This is a genomic window from Rhizobium sp. NPDC090275 (genome assembly GCF_044772225.1).
Classification (GTDB): domain Bacteria; phylum Pseudomonadota; class Alphaproteobacteria; order Rhizobiales; family Rhizobiaceae; genus Rhizobium.
Window position 1 is genome coordinate 68,516 of sequence record NZ_JBIVYL010000008.1, and the last position, 19,630, is coordinate 88,145.

The 19,630-nt window shown below is 61.7% G+C and carries 16 protein-coding genes; 1 reads left to right on the forward strand and 15 read right to left on the reverse strand.

Going from position 1 to position 19,630, the window contains the following annotated elements; all coding sequences use genetic code 11:
• Positions 1-2: 2 nt before the first annotated feature.
• The 7 genes from ACIQUB_RS20475 to ACIQUB_RS20505 form a co-directional block, all read right to left on the reverse strand.
• Positions 3-1,016, reverse strand: coding sequence for a LacI family DNA-binding transcriptional regulator (locus ACIQUB_RS20475; RefSeq protein ID WP_402931983.1), 1,014 nt, complete (start codon positions 1,014-1,016; stop codon positions 3-5).
• A gap of 111 nt (positions 1,017-1,127) precedes the next feature.
• On the reverse strand, positions 1,128-2,408 hold the full coding sequence (locus ACIQUB_RS20480; protein WP_402931624.1) for a D-tagatose-bisphosphate aldolase, class II, non-catalytic subunit: 1,281 nt from the start codon (positions 2,406-2,408) through the stop codon (positions 1,128-1,130).
• Between the two features lies 1 nt (position 2,409).
• A complete protein-coding gene (locus tag ACIQUB_RS20485) occupies positions 2,410-3,354 on the reverse strand; it encodes a sugar kinase (protein ID WP_402931626.1) in 945 nt (314 codons plus the stop codon).
• A 19-nt stretch (positions 3,355-3,373) separates the two neighbouring features.
• Positions 3,374-4,336, reverse strand: a complete 963-nt coding sequence (locus ACIQUB_RS20490; protein ID WP_037179243.1) for an ABC transporter permease — start codon at positions 4,334-4,336, stop codon at positions 3,374-3,376.
• Complete coding sequence (locus ACIQUB_RS20495; protein ID WP_402931628.1) at positions 4,333-5,850, reverse strand: sugar ABC transporter ATP-binding protein; 1,518 nt, start codon at positions 5,848-5,850, stop codon at positions 4,333-4,335. Before ACIQUB_RS20495 ends, ACIQUB_RS20490 begins: the two co-directional genes overlap by 4 nt.
• 172 nt (positions 5,851-6,022) lie before the next feature.
• A complete protein-coding gene (locus ACIQUB_RS20500) occupies positions 6,023-6,910 on the reverse strand; it encodes a substrate-binding domain-containing protein (RefSeq protein WP_402931985.1) in 888 nt (295 codons plus the stop codon).
• Positions 6,911-7,194: 284 nt separating this feature from the next.
• Complete coding sequence (locus tag ACIQUB_RS20505) at positions 7,195-10,368, reverse strand: autotransporter domain-containing protein (RefSeq protein ID WP_402931629.1); 3,174 nt, start codon at positions 10,366-10,368, stop codon at positions 7,195-7,197.
• A 276-nt stretch (positions 10,369-10,644) separates the two neighbouring features.
• Here ACIQUB_RS20505 and ACIQUB_RS20510 point away from each other — a divergent pair, with 276 nt between their 5' ends.
• On the forward strand, positions 10,645-11,562 hold the full coding sequence (locus ACIQUB_RS20510) for a DMT family transporter (RefSeq protein ID WP_113235012.1): 918 nt from the start codon (positions 10,645-10,647) through the stop codon (positions 11,560-11,562).
• 26 nt (positions 11,563-11,588) lie between these two features.
• Here ACIQUB_RS20510 and ACIQUB_RS20515 read toward each other — a convergent pair whose 3' ends face one another.
• The 8 genes from ACIQUB_RS20515 to ACIQUB_RS20550 all read right to left on the reverse strand — a co-directional run bounded on the left by ACIQUB_RS20515 (position 11,589) and on the right by ACIQUB_RS20550 (position 19,548).
• Positions 11,589-11,894 (reverse strand): hypothetical protein, encoded by a 306-nt coding sequence (locus ACIQUB_RS20515; protein ID WP_113235010.1) that lies wholly within the window; start codon positions 11,892-11,894, stop codon positions 11,589-11,591.
• Positions 11,895-11,990: 96 nt separating this feature from the next.
• On the reverse strand, positions 11,991-12,629 hold the full coding sequence (locus ACIQUB_RS20520) for a glutathione S-transferase family protein (RefSeq protein WP_402931632.1): 639 nt from the start codon (positions 12,627-12,629) through the stop codon (positions 11,991-11,993).
• 105 nt (positions 12,630-12,734) lie between these two features.
• The gene (locus ACIQUB_RS20525; protein ID WP_402931634.1) at positions 12,735-13,169 is read right to left on the reverse strand and encodes a DUF1622 domain-containing protein; all 435 of its coding nucleotides are present in this window, start codon (positions 13,167-13,169) and stop codon (positions 12,735-12,737) included.
• A 45-nt stretch (positions 13,170-13,214) separates the two neighbouring features.
• Positions 13,215-13,892: a YoaK family protein gene (locus ACIQUB_RS20530; RefSeq protein WP_402931636.1), complete on the reverse strand. Its 678-nt coding sequence runs from the start codon at positions 13,890-13,892 to the stop codon at positions 13,215-13,217.
• Positions 13,893-14,145: 253 nt separating this feature from the next.
• Positions 14,146-14,403 (reverse strand): formate dehydrogenase subunit delta, encoded by a 258-nt coding sequence (locus ACIQUB_RS20535; protein WP_402931638.1) that lies wholly within the window; start codon positions 14,401-14,403, stop codon positions 14,146-14,148.
• Between the two features lie 4 nt (positions 14,404-14,407).
• Complete coding sequence (gene fdhF / locus ACIQUB_RS20540; RefSeq protein WP_402931640.1) at positions 14,408-17,287, reverse strand: formate dehydrogenase subunit alpha; 2,880 nt, start codon at positions 17,285-17,287, stop codon at positions 14,408-14,410.
• A 228-nt stretch (positions 17,288-17,515) separates the two neighbouring features.
• A complete protein-coding gene (locus tag ACIQUB_RS20545) occupies positions 17,516-19,072 on the reverse strand; it encodes a formate dehydrogenase beta subunit (RefSeq protein WP_402931642.1) in 1,557 nt (518 codons plus the stop codon).
• Entirely contained in the window at positions 19,069-19,548 is a 480-nt protein-coding gene (locus ACIQUB_RS20550) for a formate dehydrogenase subunit gamma (RefSeq protein WP_402931644.1), read from the reverse strand. The genes ACIQUB_RS20545 and ACIQUB_RS20550 overlap by 4 nt, the downstream gene beginning before the upstream one ends.
• Positions 19,549-19,630: the final 82 nt, after the last annotated feature.

Below are 19,630 nucleotides of genomic sequence, written 5' to 3' on the forward strand. Positions count from 1 at the left end.
GCCTAAGCCGATTGTCTCAAAATGATCTCGGCATTCAACAGGACCTGTTCGGGTCCGTTGGATGCCGAACCCTCAGCTTCCTGATCCAGTTTCTGCAGCAGCAGTTGCATGGCAATGCGACCGATGTCGTTGTAGCTCTGCGCCACGGTGGTGATCGGCGGGCAGGCATAGCGGGACAGCGGGTGGTCGTCGTGGCCGGCGATGCGCAGGCTACAATCGGGCGTGCGGCCAATTTTAACGCCAGCCTGAAATGCCGCCGCTATGGCGCCGAATGCCACGCGGTCGTTGGCGCAAAGTATGGTCGCGGTCGGAAAGCCTCCGCTCTCGAGAATACGCTTCGTCTCGTCATAGCCGAATTTCTCGAAGTCCCAGCCAGCCGCCCGCTCGATCGGCAGCACGATCGGCTCCATCCGCAGCTCGGTCATCGCCTCGAGATAGGCCGTCTCGCGGGTCGACGCATTGGTGTTGACCGACGGCATGCCGAGATAGCATGGCGGCTCTCCCGAACGGCAGAGATAGTCCACGATCAGCTGGAAGCTCTGGCGGTTGTTGGTGCCGACGAAGGGAGAGACATCGTCCAGCGGCGAATCCACGAAGATCAGCGGGATCGACGCAGACAGCGTAAGCAATGTCTCGTGGTGTGACTGCACGCCAAGCGGGGCAATGATTGCGCCTGCGACGTTCATCGACTTGAGCGTTTCGATGGCGCGCGCTTCCATCAGCGCATTGCCATCCGACGACAGCACGAAGGCGAGAAAGCCGGCATCATTGGCGATGAGCTCGACCCGGCGCGTCAGCGCCATGTAGAATGGGTCCGTCGAATTGGGAATGATGATCCCGATGATGTTGCTGCGCCGGCGATTGAGGTTGACGGCAAACAAGTTGGGGCGAAAGCCGCTCTCCTTGAGGGCGGCTTCGATGATGTCGCGGGTCTTGCGCCGCACGGAGCTCGGGTCGTTGAAGTACTTCGAGACGGTCGGCCGCGACAGGCCGACATACTCGGAAAAGTCCTCCATCGTTCTGATCGGCCTGTCTGACAAACGCGCGTCCCACTCATTTTTTATTTAATCGATTGAAATCGTTGGTGCAGTTCAATCAAAACTTTTGCGCCGGCGCAAGCCGCGCCTTTAGGCGCGGCAAGCTTCGAAGTAATCTTCCAGCACGCGGTCGACGGCCGCAAGCGCCAGCGAACGGGCATCCGGTTTGACCTTCCCGTCACGCACGCCGACATAGGCGCCGGTCAGGTACTGGTTGATCAGAGTCTCCGGGATCTGCACGCCATCCAACAGCGAAAACAGCGCCTTCACGGCCGCGTCGATCTCCGGCTGGGGCCAGTAGTAGCGGATACGGTCGCTGTAGCTGAAGTGGCGCTGGATGTGCTTTTCGGCCTCCGTGCCGTGATAATACTTGTCCCAGTTCTTCGGATCCGCGGTCAGAACGCGCTCGATGGTGGCAACCAGCGTCTCCTTGCGCATATCAGGAAACAAGAAGGCGGCGATCTGGTCGAGTCCGTAATAGGCTTCGCGCAGTGCAAAGGTCAGGCCGGGGCCAACCTTCAGGATCGCGAAACCATCCAAGACGAGCTGACGCAGCATGTCGCGGGTCTGGTAGTCGGTGGAGTGGGCCTCGAAGATCATGCCCGGCATGTCCGAAAGCGTGGCGCTCAGTGCGGCCGCCTTTTCCGGTGCGTAGGCAATGACGTTTTCGTTGCCGAATTCCACGCCCGGCTGGACTACGGCGCCGACCACACGAGAGAACGCGTCCGACACGCCGGCGGCCTCGAAAGCCTTGCGGTGGATGGCAATGGTTTCGCGCGCGGCGTCCGGCTTGGTCACCTCGAGCTCTTCGATCTCTTCCATGGCGCCGCCGGGGATCGGCACTTCCGTGCCGACGATGTAAACAGGCTTGATGCCATCCGAGCCCTTCAGTGCCGCCTCGGCCACGGAGGCGAGCTTCGTTGCGCGCTCAGCGGTGATCGCGTCGGGCAGGGCGACCGGCTCGCCGGCGCAGCCCATGCTGGTATCGAGATGCAGCTTGGTGAAGCCGGCCTTGGCGAAAGCCTCGATCATCACGCAGGCCTTGGCCATCGCCTCGTCGGCGGGCAGGCTCTTCCATGGATTGGGACCGAGATGGTCGCCGCCGAGGATCAGCTTTTCAAGCGGGAAGCCGGTCTCGGCCGCTATCTTCTCCACGAAGGCACGGAAATCGGCAGGCGTCATGCCGGTATAGCCGCCGTCCTGGTTCACCTGGTTGCAGGTGGCTTCGACGAGCAGGTGAGCATCCTGCTTCAGAGCATGCAGCATCGACGCCTCGATGACGAGGGGATGGGCTGAGCAGATCGAGGGAATGCCCTTTACGCCATTGCCGTGGCGCCATTGTGCGATATCCGTGAGGTAGCTCTTCTGCATGTCAGGCTTGTCCTTGCGCTTTGATGAGGGCGTCGAGTTCGGCTTGGGTGGATGCGCCTTCCATTGGGCCGGCCTTGGTGACAGCGCGGGCGCCGGAGGCGTTGGCGTAACGCAGCGCTTCGGCCGGGTGCATTCCCTTCAGCCAGAAGGTGACGAAGGTCGCGCCGAAGCAGTCGCCGGCGCCGGTCGGGTCGACTTCCTCGACCTTGTAGCCCTCAAGATCGATCTGGGTGGTCTTGTCGAAATAGCTGGAACCCTTTTCGCCACGCTTGATGACGATGGCCTTGATGCCCTTGGCGAGCAGCTCGGCGACGGCTTCCTTCTCCGTCTTTGCCTCGGCGAACAGGAACAGTTCCTCGCCGCTCGGCATGAATAGATCGGTCACTGAGAGCACGGTCTGCAGCGCCTCGCGCATGCCCGGGCTATCGAGGATTTCAGGGCGCAGATTGGGGTCGAAGGACACTGTGCCACCAGCGGCCTTGATGCGTTCGACGGCTGTGAGGATACTCTTCACCACGCTTGGCGCGTAGAGGGCGGTGCCCATGACGTGCATGTGCGTGCAGGTGTCGATCAGCGTCAGCGTCTTGTCCGAAAGCTCGATCTCGCCGCAGGCGCTGTGGCGGATGTTGAAGACGAAGGCGCGGCTGCCGTCCTCGCGGTAACGCACGAAGGCGCTGCCGGTCGTGCCCTGCGGGACAATCTCGATGCCCGAGACATCGACACCGTCCTCGGTCAGGCGATTGATGTTGACCCAGCCGAAGTCGTCATCGCCGACGCGGGAGATGATGGCGCAATCCTGGCCGAGCTTGCCGACCTGATCGATGAAGATGGCCGGTGCGCCCGAAGGGAAGGGGCCGATCAGCGGCACAGCTTCACGAAAGCCGTTGCCGCGATTGGTGGCGACGATTTCTACCAGGATTTCGCCGATGGTGAGGATTTTCGACATGGCTATCTGCTCTTGAGGGTTACTGCTTGGCGCGCTTCGAGCGCACGTCGAGATAGACGGCGACGAGGATGACGAGGCCCTTGACGATGAGCTGGTAGAAGTAAGGCACCGACAACATGTTCATGCCGTTGTTGAGCACGCCGATGATGAGCGCGCCGATCAGCGTGCCGATCATGGTGCCGACACCGCCGGCAAGGCTCGTGCCGCCGAGAACGGCTGCCGCGATGGCGTCGAGCTCGTAGCTCATGCCGGCGTTGGTTTGGGCCGAGAACAGGCGCGAGGACAGCAGGATGCCGCTGATCGCCGCCATGATGCCCGAGATCATGAAGATGATGATCTTCAGGCGATCGACCTTGATGCCGGAATAGAGCGCTGCCTCGCGGTTGCCACCGGTCAGATAGGCGCGGCGGCCGAACTTGGTCTTGCTGAGCAGGATGTGGTTGAACAGGAAAAGCACCGCCACGACCCAGATGACGATCGGGATGCCGATGAAGCTCTGGGTACCGATGGCCGTCCAGGTCGGCTCCATGATCATCGCAGGTGCGCCGTTCGTCGGCAGGCTGACCATGCCGCGATAGATACCCATCGTGGCCACTGTGACGATGAAGGACGGCAGCAGGAATTTCGCGGTCAGGACGCCATTGGCGAGACCCAGAAGCGCGCCGGCTGCGAGTGTCAGGACGAGGGCGGGAACGAAGCCCATGCCGAACGCGAAACATTGCGCGCCCACCATGCCGGCGACCGCGATGATCGAGCCGATCGAGAGGTCGATTTCACCCAGCAGGATGACCCAGGTCATGCCGAAGGCGGCGATCGCGATGACAGATACCTGCTGCAGCACGTTCAGGAAATTGGCAACGGACATGAACCGCTGGTTGGTGATCGAGAAGATCACGCAAAGGACGATCAGCGATAGGAAAATACCGCCATACTGCTTCATTACCTGCCGGAATGCGGCATTGGCTGCGCTCTTGTCGCTCATAATACAAATCCCGTAGCAAAGCTCATGATCTTCTCCGGTGTCATCTGATCGCCGGCAACGATGGCGGTGGCCCGCCCTTCGCTCATCACGACGGCGCGGTCGCTCATGCCGATGACTTCGGGGAGTTCGGAGGACACCAGCAGGATTGCCGTGCCTTCCGCCGCCAGCTGGCGGATGATCTTGTAAATTTCAAACTTGGCGCCGACATCGACGCCGCGTGTCGGCTCGTCGAGGATGAGGATCCTCGGCTTGGTCAGCAGCCACTTGGCCAGCACGATCTTCTGCTGGTTGCCGCCGGACAGCGATCCCGCCGAGGTCTCGAGCGACGCCGTCTTGATGGCGAGCCGGCCGACTTCCACCTTCGCGTCGTCGCGTTCGCGGCGGCGCTTGAGGAAGCCGAAGGGGTTGGAATAGTTGTCTAGCGCCACCATCGAGATGTTACTCTCGACACTGTGGCTGAGCACCAGCCCCTCTTCCTTGCGGTTTTCGGTGACGAAGCCGACACGCCGGTTGATGGCATCGACGGGGGAGGTGATGGTCACCGCGCTGCCGTCGATCGAGATGGTGCCGGATGTCGGCTGCGTCATGCCAAACAGTGTCTTCATTACCTCCGAGCGGCCGGAACCGATCAGGCCGAAGAAGCCGAGGATCTCGCCCGGGCGCACATCGAAGGAGATATCCTCGAACTCGTCGTGGCTGGAGAGCCCGCTCACCGCCAGAACCGGCTTTTCGGTAAGCGCTGGAGCGGGTACATCGCGCGGCGGATAAATCTCGTTCATGTCGCGGCCGACCATCAGGGCGATCAGCTCGTCGATTGTGGCTTCGGACTTGTCGCGCGTGGTGATGTAGCTGCCATCTCGCACGACGGTGATGTCGTCGCTGAGCCGCATGATCTCTTCCATGCGGTGCGAGATGTAGATCACGGCCACGCCGCGCGCCTTCAATTGCGCGATGATCTCGAACAGGATTTCGGCTTCGCTGTCGCTGAGCGAGGATGTCGGCTCGTCGAGGATGACGACCTTGGCGTCGATGCTGAGGCCCTTGGCGATCTCGACCAGCTGGCGCTGGGCGATCGACAGGTCGCCGACGCGCTCCTGGACGGATATCGGCAGCTTCAGATCGGCGACGATCGCGGCTGCCTGGCGCACCAGCGCCTTGTCGTTGATGAAGCCGGCCCTGGTCGGCTCGCGGGTCGCGAGAATGTTCTCGGCCACGCTCAAATTGTTGCAGAGGCTGAGCTCCTGGAAGACGATCGTCAGACCCGCTGCCGCCGCATCCTGCGGATTGGCCGGCGCATAGGGTTTGCCGTCGAGGAGGATCGAGCCCGATGTCGGCTGGTAGACGCCGGCGAGGATCTTCATCAGCGTCGATTTTCCGGCGCCGTTTTCGCCGAGGATCGTATGGACCCTGCCGGGGCGGACCTTCAGCTGCATGCTTTTCAACGCGGTCACCGCGCCGAAAACTTTCGTAATGTCCTTGATCTCGAGGATCGCGTTGTCGCCGGAGGTTTCCATGGCGTCACCTTTCACCAAGAGCCGCAGGCATCGGATGGATGCGTGGGGCGCTCTGATTTGTCGCGGAGATGTCGCTGCTTTCCGGCGGCCGGTCCGTCAAAGAGCCCGGCCGCCGGAAGGAGCGGTCACTGTGCGATACTTGGGACCTTCGCACAGTGCGCCTTGGGAGGACTTACTGCTTCTTGACGTAGACGCCGGGAACGATAGGCTGCTCGGCAGGCACGTCCTTGCCGGCCTTGAGGTCCAGCGCGGTATCGACGGCGAGCTTGCCCATCTGGTCCGGGAACTGCTGGATCACGCCAACCATGTCGGGATCGCTGTCGACAGCCTTGATCGCCTCAGGCATGCCGTCGAAGCCGATGACCTTGACCTTGCCAGTCAGGCCGGAAGACTTGACCGCAACCGCTGCAGCAAGAGCCGCGTCGTCACCGAAGCCGAAGATGCCGTTGATGTCAGGGTTTGCCTGCAGCATGTTCTGCGCAACAGCGAGAGCCTCGGCGCGGGTGATGCCGGTCTGGATAGACACGATCTTGATGTCGGGGTGCTTGGCAATGGCTTCCTTGAAACCGTTGACGCGGTTCACGACCGACTGGACCAGCGGATAGTCGATGATCGCGACATTGCCCTTGCCGCCGAGCTGTTCGGCCATCAGTTCGCCCGCCTTGACGCCACCGGCGTAGTTGTCGGTGCCGATGTAGGACGAAACCTTGGCGCCTTCGACAGGAACGTCGACGGTGATGACCTTGATGCCGGCGGCCTGAGCGCGAGCGACTGCTGCGAGCGCGCCCTTGCTGTCGACTGGCGACATGATGATGACGTCGACGCCCTTGACGATGAAGTCCTCGATGTCGGCGAGCTGCTTGTTCAGGTCCTGATTGGCAATCGCGATCTCGACGGAGACGTTCTTCGCCTTGGCTTCAGCGGTGATCGCCTTGGCAAGCTCGTTATAGAAAGGATGCTGCTGCGTCAGCAGCGATGCGCCAATACCCTCGGCCTGCGCGGTGACGGCGACCAGCGTGAACGCGGCGGAGACGAGCAGCGACTTTGCGATGTGAGAAATAGTCAATTCTTCCTCCCGGAAACGTATCGAGGCCTGTGCTTGGGACCGCCGGATCTGGCCGCCTCCTGAGCCAACCGACGCCGCCTATTCATCACTAAACTTTGCGCGCGTCAACTTTAAAATCGATATGCGTCAAATTGAGTTGAGGTGTTGCGTGCACGTGATTACGCCACTCATACCGATGCATGAGGTGATGCGTTTCGCAATTCGGCGCGTCGGTGCCAGGTGACGGAGGTAAATATCGCTGGTGCTTCAGGCTGTTGCTGACAATCAGAGCCGTGGTCTTAGAAGCTCGTTGCGAGGTTCATCTGGATGGCGTTGGAGCGAAGGCCTTTGCCGAATTCGCCGGAATAGTTCAGCGTTAACCGCGCGGACTTTGAGAGCTTCGCGGAGACGCCGATCTCCGCCATGACGGAATCACGAGGTATCTCTGTGCCCTCGATTATGAAGGGCGAGCCACCCGAAAACGCCATGCGCGAGTACGGCGTTACGTCGCCTGCGATATGCCGCCAGCCCAGCAAGCCGGAAACGGAGAGAGGCAATTCGTTTTCCGGCCAATCCATCGCCCAGCGCAGTCCGACCGTTGATGAGGTGATCGCGGCGTTTCCACCGGTTACCGAGAGTGCGGCGTCGCCACCCTTCTCCTGGAAGCCATCAGTATCGAGATTGATGTAGGCCAGATTCGCGAACGGTTGAACTTTGACCATGTCCCACTCGTAGGTCCACGAAAGATCGGCAAAGACCTGACTGGTGGCGCTCGCATAGTTTGCCGATAGCTGGTCCGTAAATGTGCCAAATGCGATATCACGCCGCGTGGATGCTTCGTTGTGTGCGTAGATGGCGCCTCCGGCGAGTTGCACGGGGCCGATATCGCCCATGGCGTAAAGCCCGGCGTAATAAGCGTTTGCGTCTACCTGATCGAACGATTGTTGACCGTAACCGACCATGCCGCCGACACGCCAGTGATCGGAGACCGGCGCATCCGCCCCGAACAGGGCACCAGTGAAGCGCGCATCGATCCCGGCAGCGTTGTCGCCGCCTGACAGAACGTTAGACGACAGGAATCCGGAGGTCCAGAAGGTTGCGTCGGTTTCACGCTGATGGGGCCCCCAGGCGATCTCGTCGAGGATTGCTTCGCGCGGAAAGCGGCTTTGCCATAGCAAAGCGCTTTTGAGCGAAGCATGGGCTTCGCCGCTCAGCTGCAAAAAGGCACTCGCGGCAGTGGCGGTGTCGAGCGACAGGATCGCGTCGTAGACGGCGCGGCCTGATCCCAGCGCTTCGACGGCCGTGGCGGTTGCCCGGCCATTTGCCGTATCGGCCACGTCCGCGAATTGCACGCCGTTGCGATCCAGCCGCATGTCGATGGTGGTGGCGTCGTATATCAACGTTGGCGATAGAAAGGCGAAGTCGCTCGTCACAGTGTCGAACGTACCGGTTATGCTGCCGCCGGTCAGGATCGTGTAGCTGGTTGCTGTCGCGTAATTGCCGGTTGCTGCCTTGACGGCAAGTGTCCCGCCCTGGATGGAAACGGTGCCCGTCGCATCCACTCTGTCGGAAAGGTCGCTGGTCGCGATGTCAACCTGATAGGTGGAGCCCGTCGCGAACGTCACGTCGCCATTGACCCCCAGCGTTGCGATCCCCGGGCCTGGCGCCAATATGCCGCCTGCGTTCACGAGAATGCCCCCGACGGTGCCGTTGCCGGATAGCAGGCCGCCATCGTCGACGTCGACGGCCCCGGATATAACCCCATCGTTGATCAGCGAGCCGCCGGAAACCGTGGCTGTGCCAGATATCGTGCCGGTGTTGGAAAATGTCCCAGCGTTATTCTGGAGCGCCGCAATCATTCCGTCGTTCGCGGCCATGCCGGAATTCGTCACTGTCCCCGCCGTCGCCCCGCTGTTGTTGACGAAGTTGCCTGCAGCGCCGACATCGACATCTGCCAATGTCGCGTTGTTGACGACGCTGCCACCGGCCACGGTCGTCACGCCGGTCACCGAGCCACCCGCATTGTTGGTGAATGTCCCGCCGTCGTTCTGCACGGAGGCGATCGTCCCGGCATTGGTGACGGTCCCGGCGTTCCTGATGGCTCCGGCGGTGGCGCCCGTGTTGTTGATGAAGGCTGCCGCAGCGGCGACATCGGCATCCGTGATGACGAAGTTGTTCGTGACAGTTCCACCCTCAACGGCAGTCGCCCCGGTGATCGTGCCGCCCGCGTTGTTGGTGAAGGTGCCCGCCGTATTGGTCAGACTGGCGATTGTGCCAGCATTGGATGCCGTGCCGGCATTGGTGACAGCGCCCGCGATTGCCCCGCTGGCGTTGGTGAACGTGCCGGCCGTGCCGACATTGACGTTATTCAGGCTCGCATTGTTCGTGACGCTGCCGCCGCTGATGTTCGTGCCGCCGGTAACGGTTCCGCCGGCGTTGTTGGTGAACGTCCCGCCATCGCTCTGCACGGAGGCAATCGTCCCGGCGTTGCTGGCCGTGCCCGCATTCCTGACAGCGCCTGCCGTTGCTCCGGTGTTGTTGACGAAGGTTGCGGCCGCGGCGACATCGGCGTCGGTGATCACGAAGTTGTTCGTGACGGTTCCGCCTTCGACGGCAGTCTTGCCTGTGATGATGCCGCCAGCGTTGTTGGTGAAGCTGCCTGCCGTGTTGGTGAGGCTCGCCACCGTGCCGGCATTGGACGCGGTGCCGGCGTTTGTCACGGCGCCTGCGGTCGCTCCACTATTGTTGACGAAGGTCGCGGCTGCCGCGACATCGGCGTCGGTGATGACGAAGTTGTTCGTGACCGTACCACCCGAGACGGTCGTCCTTCCCGTCACGGTGCCGTCGTTTGTGAAACTGCCCGCTGTGTTCGTTACGTCGCCGACCGTGCCGGCGCTCGAAGCGGTGCCCGCGTTCGTAACCGCCTCGATGGTCCCACCGCTATTGTTGACGAGCGTTCCGCCCGTGGAGACATTGACCTGACCTGTGGTGCCGCTGTTCGTAAGTGCTGTCCCCGCCCCAACGACGGCACTGCCGAGCGTGCCGTTGACCGAAACATTGCCATTGTTGAGATCGAGTTGGCCGTTGAGGTGGCCGTCGAGGGACAAGCTGCCGCCATCGAGACTGACATCCGAGTTCATCACGCCGCCGCTGTTGATGCTGACGGTGCCCGACGTGATCGTCGTGCCGTTCGTCGTGGTCAATACGCCTGTATTGCTGATGGTAACGTTGCCGCCACCCACATCCAGGTGGCCGACCGTCACTTCGTTGGAGACTTGAGGAGAGCCGCTATCGACGCGCGCCGTGTCAGTGGCATCGGGCGCGGTTGGGGTCCAATTCGCCGCGTTGCTGAAATCGTTGTCCGTAGCCCCGGACCAGGCCGATTGCGCAAAGCCATGTGCAGGCAGTGCGATGGACGCCAGCGCCGTAAACAAGCCTAGACGGCGAGAAAATGCCGGGAGTAGTTGTTTCATCTGCAGGCCGACGCTTAGCGGACACCCACCAGACATCGGCGGGACGGTTAACAATTCCTATCGGCAACGTGGTTAACGAAGCCTTAAATTAGCTCTGGCGAGGCAACGATACATTGTTGGGATGAGCAGAATGGCCGCTTCTTCTCTTGCAACATGGTTTGCCGCCGGAGTAAGCATCTGCCAATCAAATAAGCATCGACGTGGTGTGGTGAACCTTGACCGGGTTTGCCGCCGGAATTTCGTCACAGAATGGCGTCACGGAGCGCCTTGAAAATCATGAACAGGCAGGCGGCTCTTGTCGCGGGCGGAAACGCCGTTTTGGTTGGTATCGTCCTGATGCTCGTCGGCGATTTCATGTTCGCCCTCAACGACGCCATGGGCAAATGGCTCGTTGCGAGCTTTTCCGTCGGTCAGGTTCTGCTCATTCGCTCGCTCGGCGCCTTCTTCGTGCTTGGGCCGATGTTGTCGCGCCAACCGATCACCTCGCTCTATCGGGTGGAGAAGCCGCAATGGCAATTGGTGCGCGTCATTCTCGCCACCGCTGATACCGGGCTGTTCTACGCCGCCGTCGCCTATCTTCCGCTTGCCGACGTCATGACCTTCTACATGGCCGGTCCGATCTACGTCGCGGCGCTCTCGCATTTCCTGCTTGGCGAACGGATCGGCTGGCGGCGCTGGCTGGCGGTGCTGGTCGGTTTCATCGGTGTTGTGATCGCGCTGCGCCCGTCGTCGGCGATGCTCTCATGGCCCTCGATGTTCGGTCTGATCGGCAGCATTTCCTTCTCGTTGACGCTGGTGCTCGGTCGCGTCCTGCGATCGACGCCTGACGCCACGCTTGTGACGTTGCAGACGCTTGGATGTCTTGCTGTCGGGGCAGTGCTTAGCGTTGGCACTTGGAGTGCATTTAGCGGGAGCCAGCTGATGGCTTTGTTGCTGCTTGGCGTCGTTTCGTGCTCCGCGCATCTGATGATTACCCGCTCGCTGAAGCTTGCACCCGCCTCGCTGTTGGCGCCGCTTCAATACACGCTGTTGCTCTGGGCGATCATCTTCGGCTGGATGTTCTTCGGCGAGTTTCCCGACCGACAGACGCTGATCGGCGCTGCAGTGATCGTGCTGGCTGGGCTGTTCATCTTCCACCGCGCCAAGGTCAAGGATGTCGAGCCGCTGGTGCCGAACGACGCGAGCCACGGGTAAGGTTTGGCCGTGGATCTGCCAATGCGCTAGATCCCGGATCCATCGAGCTGCAGGATATCATCGCCTTCCCAGGGGGAGGGCAGCGAGCTCTGGCTGATGTTGGCTGAAGGCATGGGCATCCAGCATTTCAATTCCGGATCGGGATATTCGATGATGCGACCGGGCGCGGAATCGGATGAGCGCCAGCCTTCCGAGCCAAACCGATCGCCGTTCGACCAGTAGGCAAGATCGACCTGCGCCGGCCCCTGTTCTGATGGATGGATCGTCACGAGAATCCGGCTGCCGTCCTTCGGGGCGCTTGCCATGTGGCGCCACTGGTTTGCGTCTTCCATCAACGTCCTCCCACATTGCTGCAGTTCACAAGTGTGGCGTCGCCGTCGGAAACGTCAACTCAAACTTCGCGATATGCCCTCGGCAATTTCGCCAATTCAAACGGGAAGTGGCGGCATCGGTGGCGCGTCGAGCCCAGCAAATGGGTCACGCCACGCCTCGATATCATTCAAGCGGTCCGACCAGCGCTGGATGGCAGGATAGTCCGAGATCGGCAGTTTCGCGGCATCGTTGAATGGTAGGAAGGTTGCCATGCGGAAATCCGCGAAGGAGATCGTGTCGCCAACGAGCCACATGCGATCGGCAAGCTCGGCCTCAAGCAGTGTCGCCGCCCGGTGGAACTGCTTCAGCCCGTTTTCGACCTGCTCTTCCTCACAGGTGCCAATCCCGTAACGCGGCTTCGTCCCACGCTCCCAATGGACTGCGTCACATGCCTTCACAAAATTATCCTTCGCCCAACTCATCCAGCGGATCATCTCCGGTTCATCGTCATCGGTGCGCCAGAAATTCGAACCGGTATGTCGGGACAGATAGCAAGCGATCGCATCGGTTTCCCAAAGCGATCGTCCCGGGCGCTCAAGGATCGGAAGCAGGAGATTGGGATTAAGGGGGAGGTAGCGTTCCGATTGCCCAGGCTCCAGAGGAGCCGCGAATTCAAATTCGATGGTTGCGTCCAGATACCTGGCAACAGCAACAGCGAGACGTGGGTTTGGATTTCTGCTGAAATAGAGCTTCATGCCGGTCTCCTCTCGGTGCTTTCCCCGTCTAGGACGAACGAGGATCTGCCTTGCCGACACTGTCGGATGAAAATGATCGGAGGATTATATCGAAGGAGCGGAAGATTATTTGGCCCCGAGGCTGAGACCGTTTCGCTTTACCGTCAACGCCTTTCCGCGCCGCGTCTTCGACGCCCGGGACCATGGCCACTGACCGTTAATCTCGGCCTCAAGGGAGAAGCTGAGGAAGGTCCTGATCAGGACGATCAGCCCGAGCAGGCCGACGCTTTCCCAGGTCAACGGCGATATGATTGTCGCGATGATGTCCGCGCCGATCAGGATTTCGAGCCCGAGCAAGATGCCGCGTCCTAGGTTCGCGCGGTATCTGTCATAGGCGTCATGCGTCGCCGGGGACACCAGATCTCTGATATAGCGGACCGTTGCGACAACCACGCCGGCCAGGATGACGCCGACGCCGAAGAACTCCAGGCCCGATGCCATCGGCTTGAGGATCGGTGCGATCAGACTTGCCAAGCCGCCGATTTCGCCAACTGTGTCCATTGCGGCATTCCTTCTGCTTCGGTCCGGTAGTTGTGGGTGTGAGAATTATGCTTCGGCGCCTGCCGTGCTGGCGAAGAGTGCGATCGCGCCCAGAATGGCTGGCAGGGTGAAGGCTGCGGCCGGAGCGAACATGTAGCCGGCGGCGCCGAGGCCACAGCCGAGGGCGAAGGTGATAACCGCGGTGCCCATTTTCACGATCCGCGCCTTCAGCGCAGCCGTCTCTTCCGATTTCGCGCTGACCAAGAGGTCGGCAAGGTCGAGCATGATCTGCGTTGTCGTCCCAGTCATCAAGGTGGAAGGAGGTGCCTTCGAAAGGTGCGCCCTGTGGAGCCCGTTCTGAATGGCCATCGCGGAAACAAGGGCAAGTCCGACGACAAGCGTCACGACGTTTTCGTCCGCGTGAAACGGTCCATGATAGAGCGCGAAGATCGCTACACCAGCGAGAAGAGCCAGCTTCACGATGAGCATCGGGCGGATCGGGGATCGATCCGAGGCCTGCAATTTCAGGCAGGCCAGACGCGATGCGAAGACAACGAAGCAGAATACCGGGAGCGCCAAGAGCTTCGACAAAGCTCCGCCAAGGCCGAGTGCCGCAGTTGCGCCCAAGGTGACGAAGTTTCCGGTGACGTGGGCAGTGAAGAGGCCCGATAGCGCGAGAAATCCGAGCGTATCCACGTAGCCCGCGTTGAAGCTCAGGAGTTTGGGGAGGGAAGGTAACTTCATGATCTCAATCTCAATTCTTCTCAAATGGCGGCAAACTGAACAGCGGCTCGAAGCCGCCTTCGGCGAACCTCGCGTTCGTCTGATGAGGAGATATTGAAGGGAATTGCCCTGGCGAACAATTGCACGAATGATTTCGATTTAATTGCGATTGTCGCAATTATCCAGCCGCAGTATCAGACCAAAGCTGCGCGGACGCTTTTGGGTTCTAAACGGCGCTGTTGTCTGACGGCTGCAATTCCGCCGGTGGTGCCAGTCAGATGGTTGCCTCAGACCTCGATGGGGTCTCAGCAGCCGGCCGTTTGATCAGTGGCACTGCCCGCAGCACCAACGGACTGAGCGTATCCGTCTCGCGCTCGACGATCTCGAACAGTTGCCGGCGCATGCGCGGCTCCCAGAACTTGTTGATATGCGAGGCCACGCCTTGCGCGGCCTCGGCTTCGGGCTGGGTCGCGAAGAAGCCCGCGATCTGGTTGGCCATATAGACAAGCTTGTCGTGGGTGCCGTGTGACATCGCCTTACTCCGCCGCCTCGAGCCTGCCAGAAATCCGTCGGCTCTGCCGCGCCTGCTCGTCATACTCCACCTGCCAGTCCGTCGGCCCGTTGGAAGGCGAGACCTGGACTGCGGTCACCTTGTACTCGGGACAATTGGTCGCCCAGTCGGAGAAGTCAGTGGTGATGACGTTGGCCTGCGTATCCGGATGATGGAAAGTCGTATAGACCACACCCGGCGAGACGCGATCGGTGATGAGCGCCCTCAGCGTCGTATCGCCGGAGCGGCTCATCAGCTTCACCCAGTCGCCATCACGGATGCCGCGTTGTTCGGCGTCGTGCGGGTGCACCTCCAGCCGATCTTCGGAATGCCAGACAACATTTTCGGTACGGCGCGTCTGCGCCCCGACATTATACTGGCTGAGAATGCGCCCTGTCGTCAAAAGCAGCGGGAAGCGCGGGCCGGTGCGTTCGTCGGTGGCGATGTACTCGGTGCGGATAAACTTGCCCTTTCCGCGCACGAAGCCATCGACATGCATGATCGGCGATCCCTCGGGATGCGCCTCGTTGCACGGCCACTGCACGGAGCCCATCCTCTCCAGATAGTCGTAGGACACCATGGCGAAGCTCGGCGTCGTTACCGCGATCTCGTCCATGATCTCGGACGGATGCTGGTAATTCCAGGTAAGCCCCATCGCCTGCGCCAACTTCTGCGTCACTTCCCAGTCGGCATAGCCGTTCTTAGGGCTCATCACCTTGCGCACGCGGTTGATGCGCCGCTCGGCATTGGTGAAGGTTCCGTCCTTCTCGAGGAAACTCGAGCCCGGCAGGAAGACATGCGCGTAGTTCGCCGTCTCGTTCAGGAAGAGATCGTGGACGACCACGCATTCCATCGCCGCCAACCCGGCCGCCACGTGCTTGGTATCGGGGTCCGACTGCAGGATATCCTCGCCCTGGACGTAGAGCCCCTTGAAGGAGCCATCGACGGCGGCATCCAGCATGTTGGGAATGCGCAGGCCGGGCTCGTCGCTGATCTTCACGCCCCACAGCCTCTCGAAGATGTCGCGCGTCGCATCGTCGGAGACATGGCGATAGCCGGGTAGCTCGTGCGGGAAGGAGCCCATGTCGCAGGAGCCCTGCACATTGTTCTGGCCGCGCAGCGGGTTCACACCAACGCCGGGACGGCCGATATTGCCGGTTACCATCGCGAGGTTGGCGATCGCCATGACCGTCGTCGAACCCTGGCTGTGCTCGGTGACGCCGAGCCCGTAGTAGATCGCGCCATTACCGCCGGTGGCATAGAGGCGGGCAGCGCCCCGCAGCATGTCGGCGGGCACGCCTGTCAACGCTTCCGTTGCCTCGGGACTATGATGCGGCTCGGCGACAAAGGCCGCCCAGTCCTCGAACTCCGACCAGTCGCAGCGCTCGCGGATGAAGCGCTCGTCGAACAGGCCCTCGGTGACGATCACATGCGCCAGCGAGGTCATGACGGCGACGTTGGTGCCCGGCTTCAACGGCAGATGGTAGGCCGCCTCGACATGCGGCGAGCGCACGATATCGGTGCGGCGCGGATCGATGACGATCAGCTTGGCGCCCTGGCGCAGCCGCTTCTTGAGGCGCGACCCGAAGACCGGGTGACCATCCGTCGGGTTGGCGCCGATGATGACGACGACATCGCTCTTTTCAACACTGTCGAAATTCTGCGTGCCGGCCGAGGTGCCGAAAGCCTGGCCGAGGCCATAGCCTGTCGGCGAATGGCAGACGCGGGCGCAGGTGTCGACATTGTTGTTCTGGAAGCCGGCGCGCACCAGCTTTTGCACCAGATAGGTTTCCTCGTTGGTGCAGCGCGAGGATGTGATGCCGCCGATTGAATCGCGGCCGTACTGGTATTGGATGCGCCGAAACTCGGAGGCGACATGCGCGAAGGCCTCGTCCCAGGTCACCTCGCGCCATGGATCTGTAATCTTCTCACGCACCATCGGGTTCAAGATCCGGTCCTTGTGGCTGGAATAGCCGTAGGCGAAGCGGCCCTTGACGCAGGAGTGCCCGCGGTTCGCCTGCCCATCCTTCCACGGCACCATGCGCACCAGTTCCTCGCCCCGCATCTCCGCCTTGAACGAACAGCCGACGCCGCAATAGGCGCAGGTGGTCACCACGGAATGCTCCGGCTGGCCGATCTCGATCACCGACTTCTCGGTCAGCGTGGCCGTCGGGCAGGCCTGCACGCAGGCACCGCAGGAGACGCACTCGGACGAGACGAAATCCTCGTGCATGCCGGCCGAAACGCGGGAATCGAAGCCGCGCCCCTCGATGGTCAGTGCAAACGTGCCCTGGACTTCCTCGCAAGCACGCACGCAGCGCGAACAGACGATGCATTTCGCGGGATCAAAGGTGAAATAGGGGTTGCTCTCATCCTTCGGTGCCCACTTGGCATTGAGCCCGCCATTGTCGCGCGCCTTGACATGGTTGTCGCCGTCATAGCCGTAGCGCACATCGCGCAAACCAACGGCGCCCGCCATGTCCTGCAGCTCGCAATCGCCATTGGCCGCACAGGTGAGACAGTCGAGCGGGTGGTCGGAAATATAGAGCTCCATCACCCCGCGACGGACGTCCTTGAGCCGGTTGGTCTGCGTCGACACCACCATGCCCGCAGCAACGGGCGTGGTGCAGGACGCCGGCAGGCCGTTGCGTCCCTGTGTCTCGACCAGACAGAGCCGGCAGGAGCCGAAGGCATCGATCATGTCGGTGGCGCAGAGCTTGGGGATCTCGATGCCTGCATCCATCGATGCGCGCATGATGGACGTGCCCTCTGGCACGGTCACCTGGTTGCCGTCGATTGTCAGCGTCACCATGGTCTCGGAGGCGGAGGCCGGCGTGCCGTAGTCGATTTCATGAACGAGGGACATGGTGTGCCTCCGTGAGAGAATGATCTGCTGTCGTGGATGGCGCTAAGACCCCTCCCCAACCCCTCCCCACAAGGGGGAGGGGCTTCACTGCAGCGCGGTCATCGCGCTGCAGTGGCTCTTCCGCATGTGGAAGCGTTGAGACGGGAATGGGAAGGGTCAGGCATCCTGAGCCCCTCCCCCTTGTGGGGAGGGGTTGGGGAGGGGAATAGACGTTAGATGCAGCGCTCATCATTCCGCAGCCTCCACCATCGGCCCCGGCGCGAAATCGTCAGGAAAATGCGTCATCGCGCTCAGCACGGGATAGGGTGTGAACCCGCCCAGCGCGCAGAGCGAACCAAATTTCATCGTGTTGCAGAGATCGGCCAGCAGCGCCCTGTTCTTCTCCGGCTCGATACCGCTGGCGATCTTGTCTGCCGTCTCCACCCCGCGCGTCGAACCGATACGGCAGGGTGTGCACTTGCCGCAGCTCTCCACCGCGCAAAATTCCATCGCAAAGCGCGCCTGCTTCAGCATGTCGGCGCTGTCGTCAAAGACGACGATGCCGGCATGCCCGATAAGCCCATCTTTCGCGGCAAAGGCTTCATAGTCGAACGGCGTATCGAACAGCGCGCGCGGAAAATAGGCCCCCAGCGGTCCGCCCACCTGCACCGCCTTGACCGGCCGTCCGGATGCCGTGCCGCCCGCGATCTCGTCGACGATCTCGCCAAGCGTCAGGCCGAACGCCACCTCATGCAGACCGGGATGCTTCACATTACCGGCGATCTGCAGCGGGATCGTGCCGCGCGAGCGGCCCATGCCGAAATCGCGATAATGGGCAGCGCCCTTATCCATAATGACAGGGACGGAGGCGAGCGAGATCACGTTGTTGATGACGGTGGGACAGTCGAACAGGCCCTTGTGCGCGGGCAATGGCGGCTTGGCGCGCACGATGCCGCGCTTGCCCTCCAGGCTATTCAATAGCGCCGTTTCCTCGCCGCAGACATAGGCGCCGGCGCCGGTGCGGATCTCGATCTCGAACGCCTTGCCCGAGCCGAGCACCGATGGACCGAGCACGCCGACGCGTCCGGCGATCTCCACCGCGTCCGTCATGGCGGCAATCGCATGCGGATACTCAGAGCGGATATAGACGAAGCCCTTGGTCGCCCCGGTCGCCAGCCCCGCGATCGCCATGCCCTCGATCAGCACGAAAGGATCGCCCTCCATGATCATCCGGTCGGCGAATGTGCCGCTGTCGCCCTCGTCGGCATTGCAGACGATGTATTTGCGCGCACCCGGCGCATCGAGCACGGTCTTCCATTTGATGCCCGTCGGGAACCCCGCGCCGCCGCGCCCGCGCAGACCGGAATCGGTGACGTCCTTGACGATATCGGCAGGCTGCATGGCGACGGCACGGCGAAGGCCAGCCAAGCCGCCATGCGCCTCATAATCGGCAAGCGAGAGCGGATCGATCACACCGCAGCGCGCGAAGGTCAATCTTGTCTGTCGCTTTAGAAACGCGATCTCCTCGACCGCGCCAAGACAGAGCCGGTGATCGCCGCCCGACATCAGCCCGGCATCGAACAATCCCGCGACATCGCGCGCTTTGACGGCGCCGTAGCCGATCCGCTGCCCGGCGACTTCAACCTCTACCAGCGGCTCCAGCCAGTGCATGCCGCGCGAGCCATTGCGCACGATCACGGCATCAATACCGCGATCGGCGATCTCCCTGGCGACCGCATCAGCCACCTTGTCGGCGCCGAGCGCCAGTGCGGCCGCATCGCGCGGGATATAGATCCGGACACTCATCTGCGTGCCTCCGTGATCATCTCTTCGAGATCGGCGACATCGACCCTGCCATGAATCTCTCCATCAAGCATCACTGATGGAGAGCACGAACAGAGACCGAGACAGAAGACGGGTTCCAGCGTGATCGCGCCGTCGGGCGTCGTACCATGCCAATCGATGCCCAGCATCGCCTTCACCCGCTCGGCCAGATGGTCTCCGCCCATCGACTGACAGGATTCGGCGCGACAGAGCTTCAGCACATGTCGGCCGGCCGGGTGGTTGCGATAGTCGTGGTAGAAGGTAACGACCCCGTGCACTTCGGCCCGCGACAGGTTGAGCTCATGCGCGATGACGGGAAGCGCCTCCTGCGGCACATAGCCGAACACATCCTGGATCTCGTGGAGGATCGGCAACATCGGCCCTTCGAGCGTCTTCAGACGGTCGACGATGTCGCGCACCTGTTCGGAGATATCGCCATTGGCGACACGAATATTCATCAGCGGCCCTCCCAGACCAGCAGCGACGTCCACGGGCGTTCGGCAAGCTCTCCTCCAGAAAGCCATCAGCCGACGATGCGGA

What these genes read in the sequence shown, in the direction of transcription:
- ACIQUB_RS20510 (WP_113235012.1), top strand. Translation starts at nt 10,645, where the DNA reads ATGAACAGGCAGGCGGCTCTTGTCGCGGGCGGAAACGCCGTTTTGGTT.
- fdhF (WP_402931640.1), bottom strand. Translation starts at nt 17,287, where the DNA reads ATGTCCCTCGTTCATGAAATCGACTACGGCACGCCGGCCTCCGCCTCC.
- ACIQUB_RS20495 (WP_402931628.1), bottom strand. Translation starts at nt 5,850, where the DNA reads ATGGAAACCTCCGGCGACAACGCGATCCTCGAGATCAAGGACATTACG.
- ACIQUB_RS20545 (WP_402931642.1), bottom strand. Translation starts at nt 19,072, where the DNA reads ATGAGTGTCCGGATCTATATCCCGCGCGATGCGGCCGCACTGGCGCTC.
- ACIQUB_RS20475 (WP_402931983.1), bottom strand. Translation starts at nt 1,016, where the DNA reads ATGGAGGACTTTTCCGAGTATGTCGGCCTGTCGCGGCCGACCGTCTCG.
- ACIQUB_RS20515 (WP_113235010.1), bottom strand. Translation starts at nt 11,894, where the DNA reads ATGGAAGACGCAAACCAGTGGCGCCACATGGCAAGCGCCCCGAAGGAC.
- ACIQUB_RS20505 (WP_402931629.1), bottom strand. Translation starts at nt 10,368, where the DNA reads ATGAAACAACTACTCCCGGCATTTTCTCGCCGTCTAGGCTTGTTTACG.
- ACIQUB_RS20525 (WP_402931634.1), bottom strand. Translation starts at nt 13,169, where the DNA reads ATGGACACAGTTGGCGAAATCGGCGGCTTGGCAAGTCTGATCGCACCG.
- ACIQUB_RS20485 (WP_402931626.1), bottom strand. Translation starts at nt 3,354, where the DNA reads ATGTCGAAAATCCTCACCATCGGCGAAATCCTGGTAGAAATCGTCGCC.
- ACIQUB_RS20550 (WP_402931644.1), bottom strand. Translation starts at nt 19,548, where the DNA reads ATGAATATTCGTGTCGCCAATGGCGATATCTCCGAACAGGTGCGCGAC.
- ACIQUB_RS20490 (WP_037179243.1), bottom strand. Translation starts at nt 4,336, where the DNA reads ATGAGCGACAAGAGCGCAGCCAATGCCGCATTCCGGCAGGTAATGAAG.
- ACIQUB_RS20535 (WP_402931638.1), bottom strand. Translation starts at nt 14,403, where the DNA reads ATGTCACACGGCACCCACGACAAGCTTGTCTATATGGCCAACCAGATC.
- ACIQUB_RS20520 (WP_402931632.1), bottom strand. Translation starts at nt 12,629, where the DNA reads ATGAAGCTCTATTTCAGCAGAAATCCAAACCCACGTCTCGCTGTTGCT.
- ACIQUB_RS20530 (WP_402931636.1), bottom strand. Translation starts at nt 13,892, where the DNA reads ATGAAGTTACCTTCCCTCCCCAAACTCCTGAGCTTCAACGCGGGCTAC.
- ACIQUB_RS20480 (WP_402931624.1), bottom strand. Translation starts at nt 2,408, where the DNA reads ATGCAGAAGAGCTACCTCACGGATATCGCACAATGGCGCCACGGCAAT.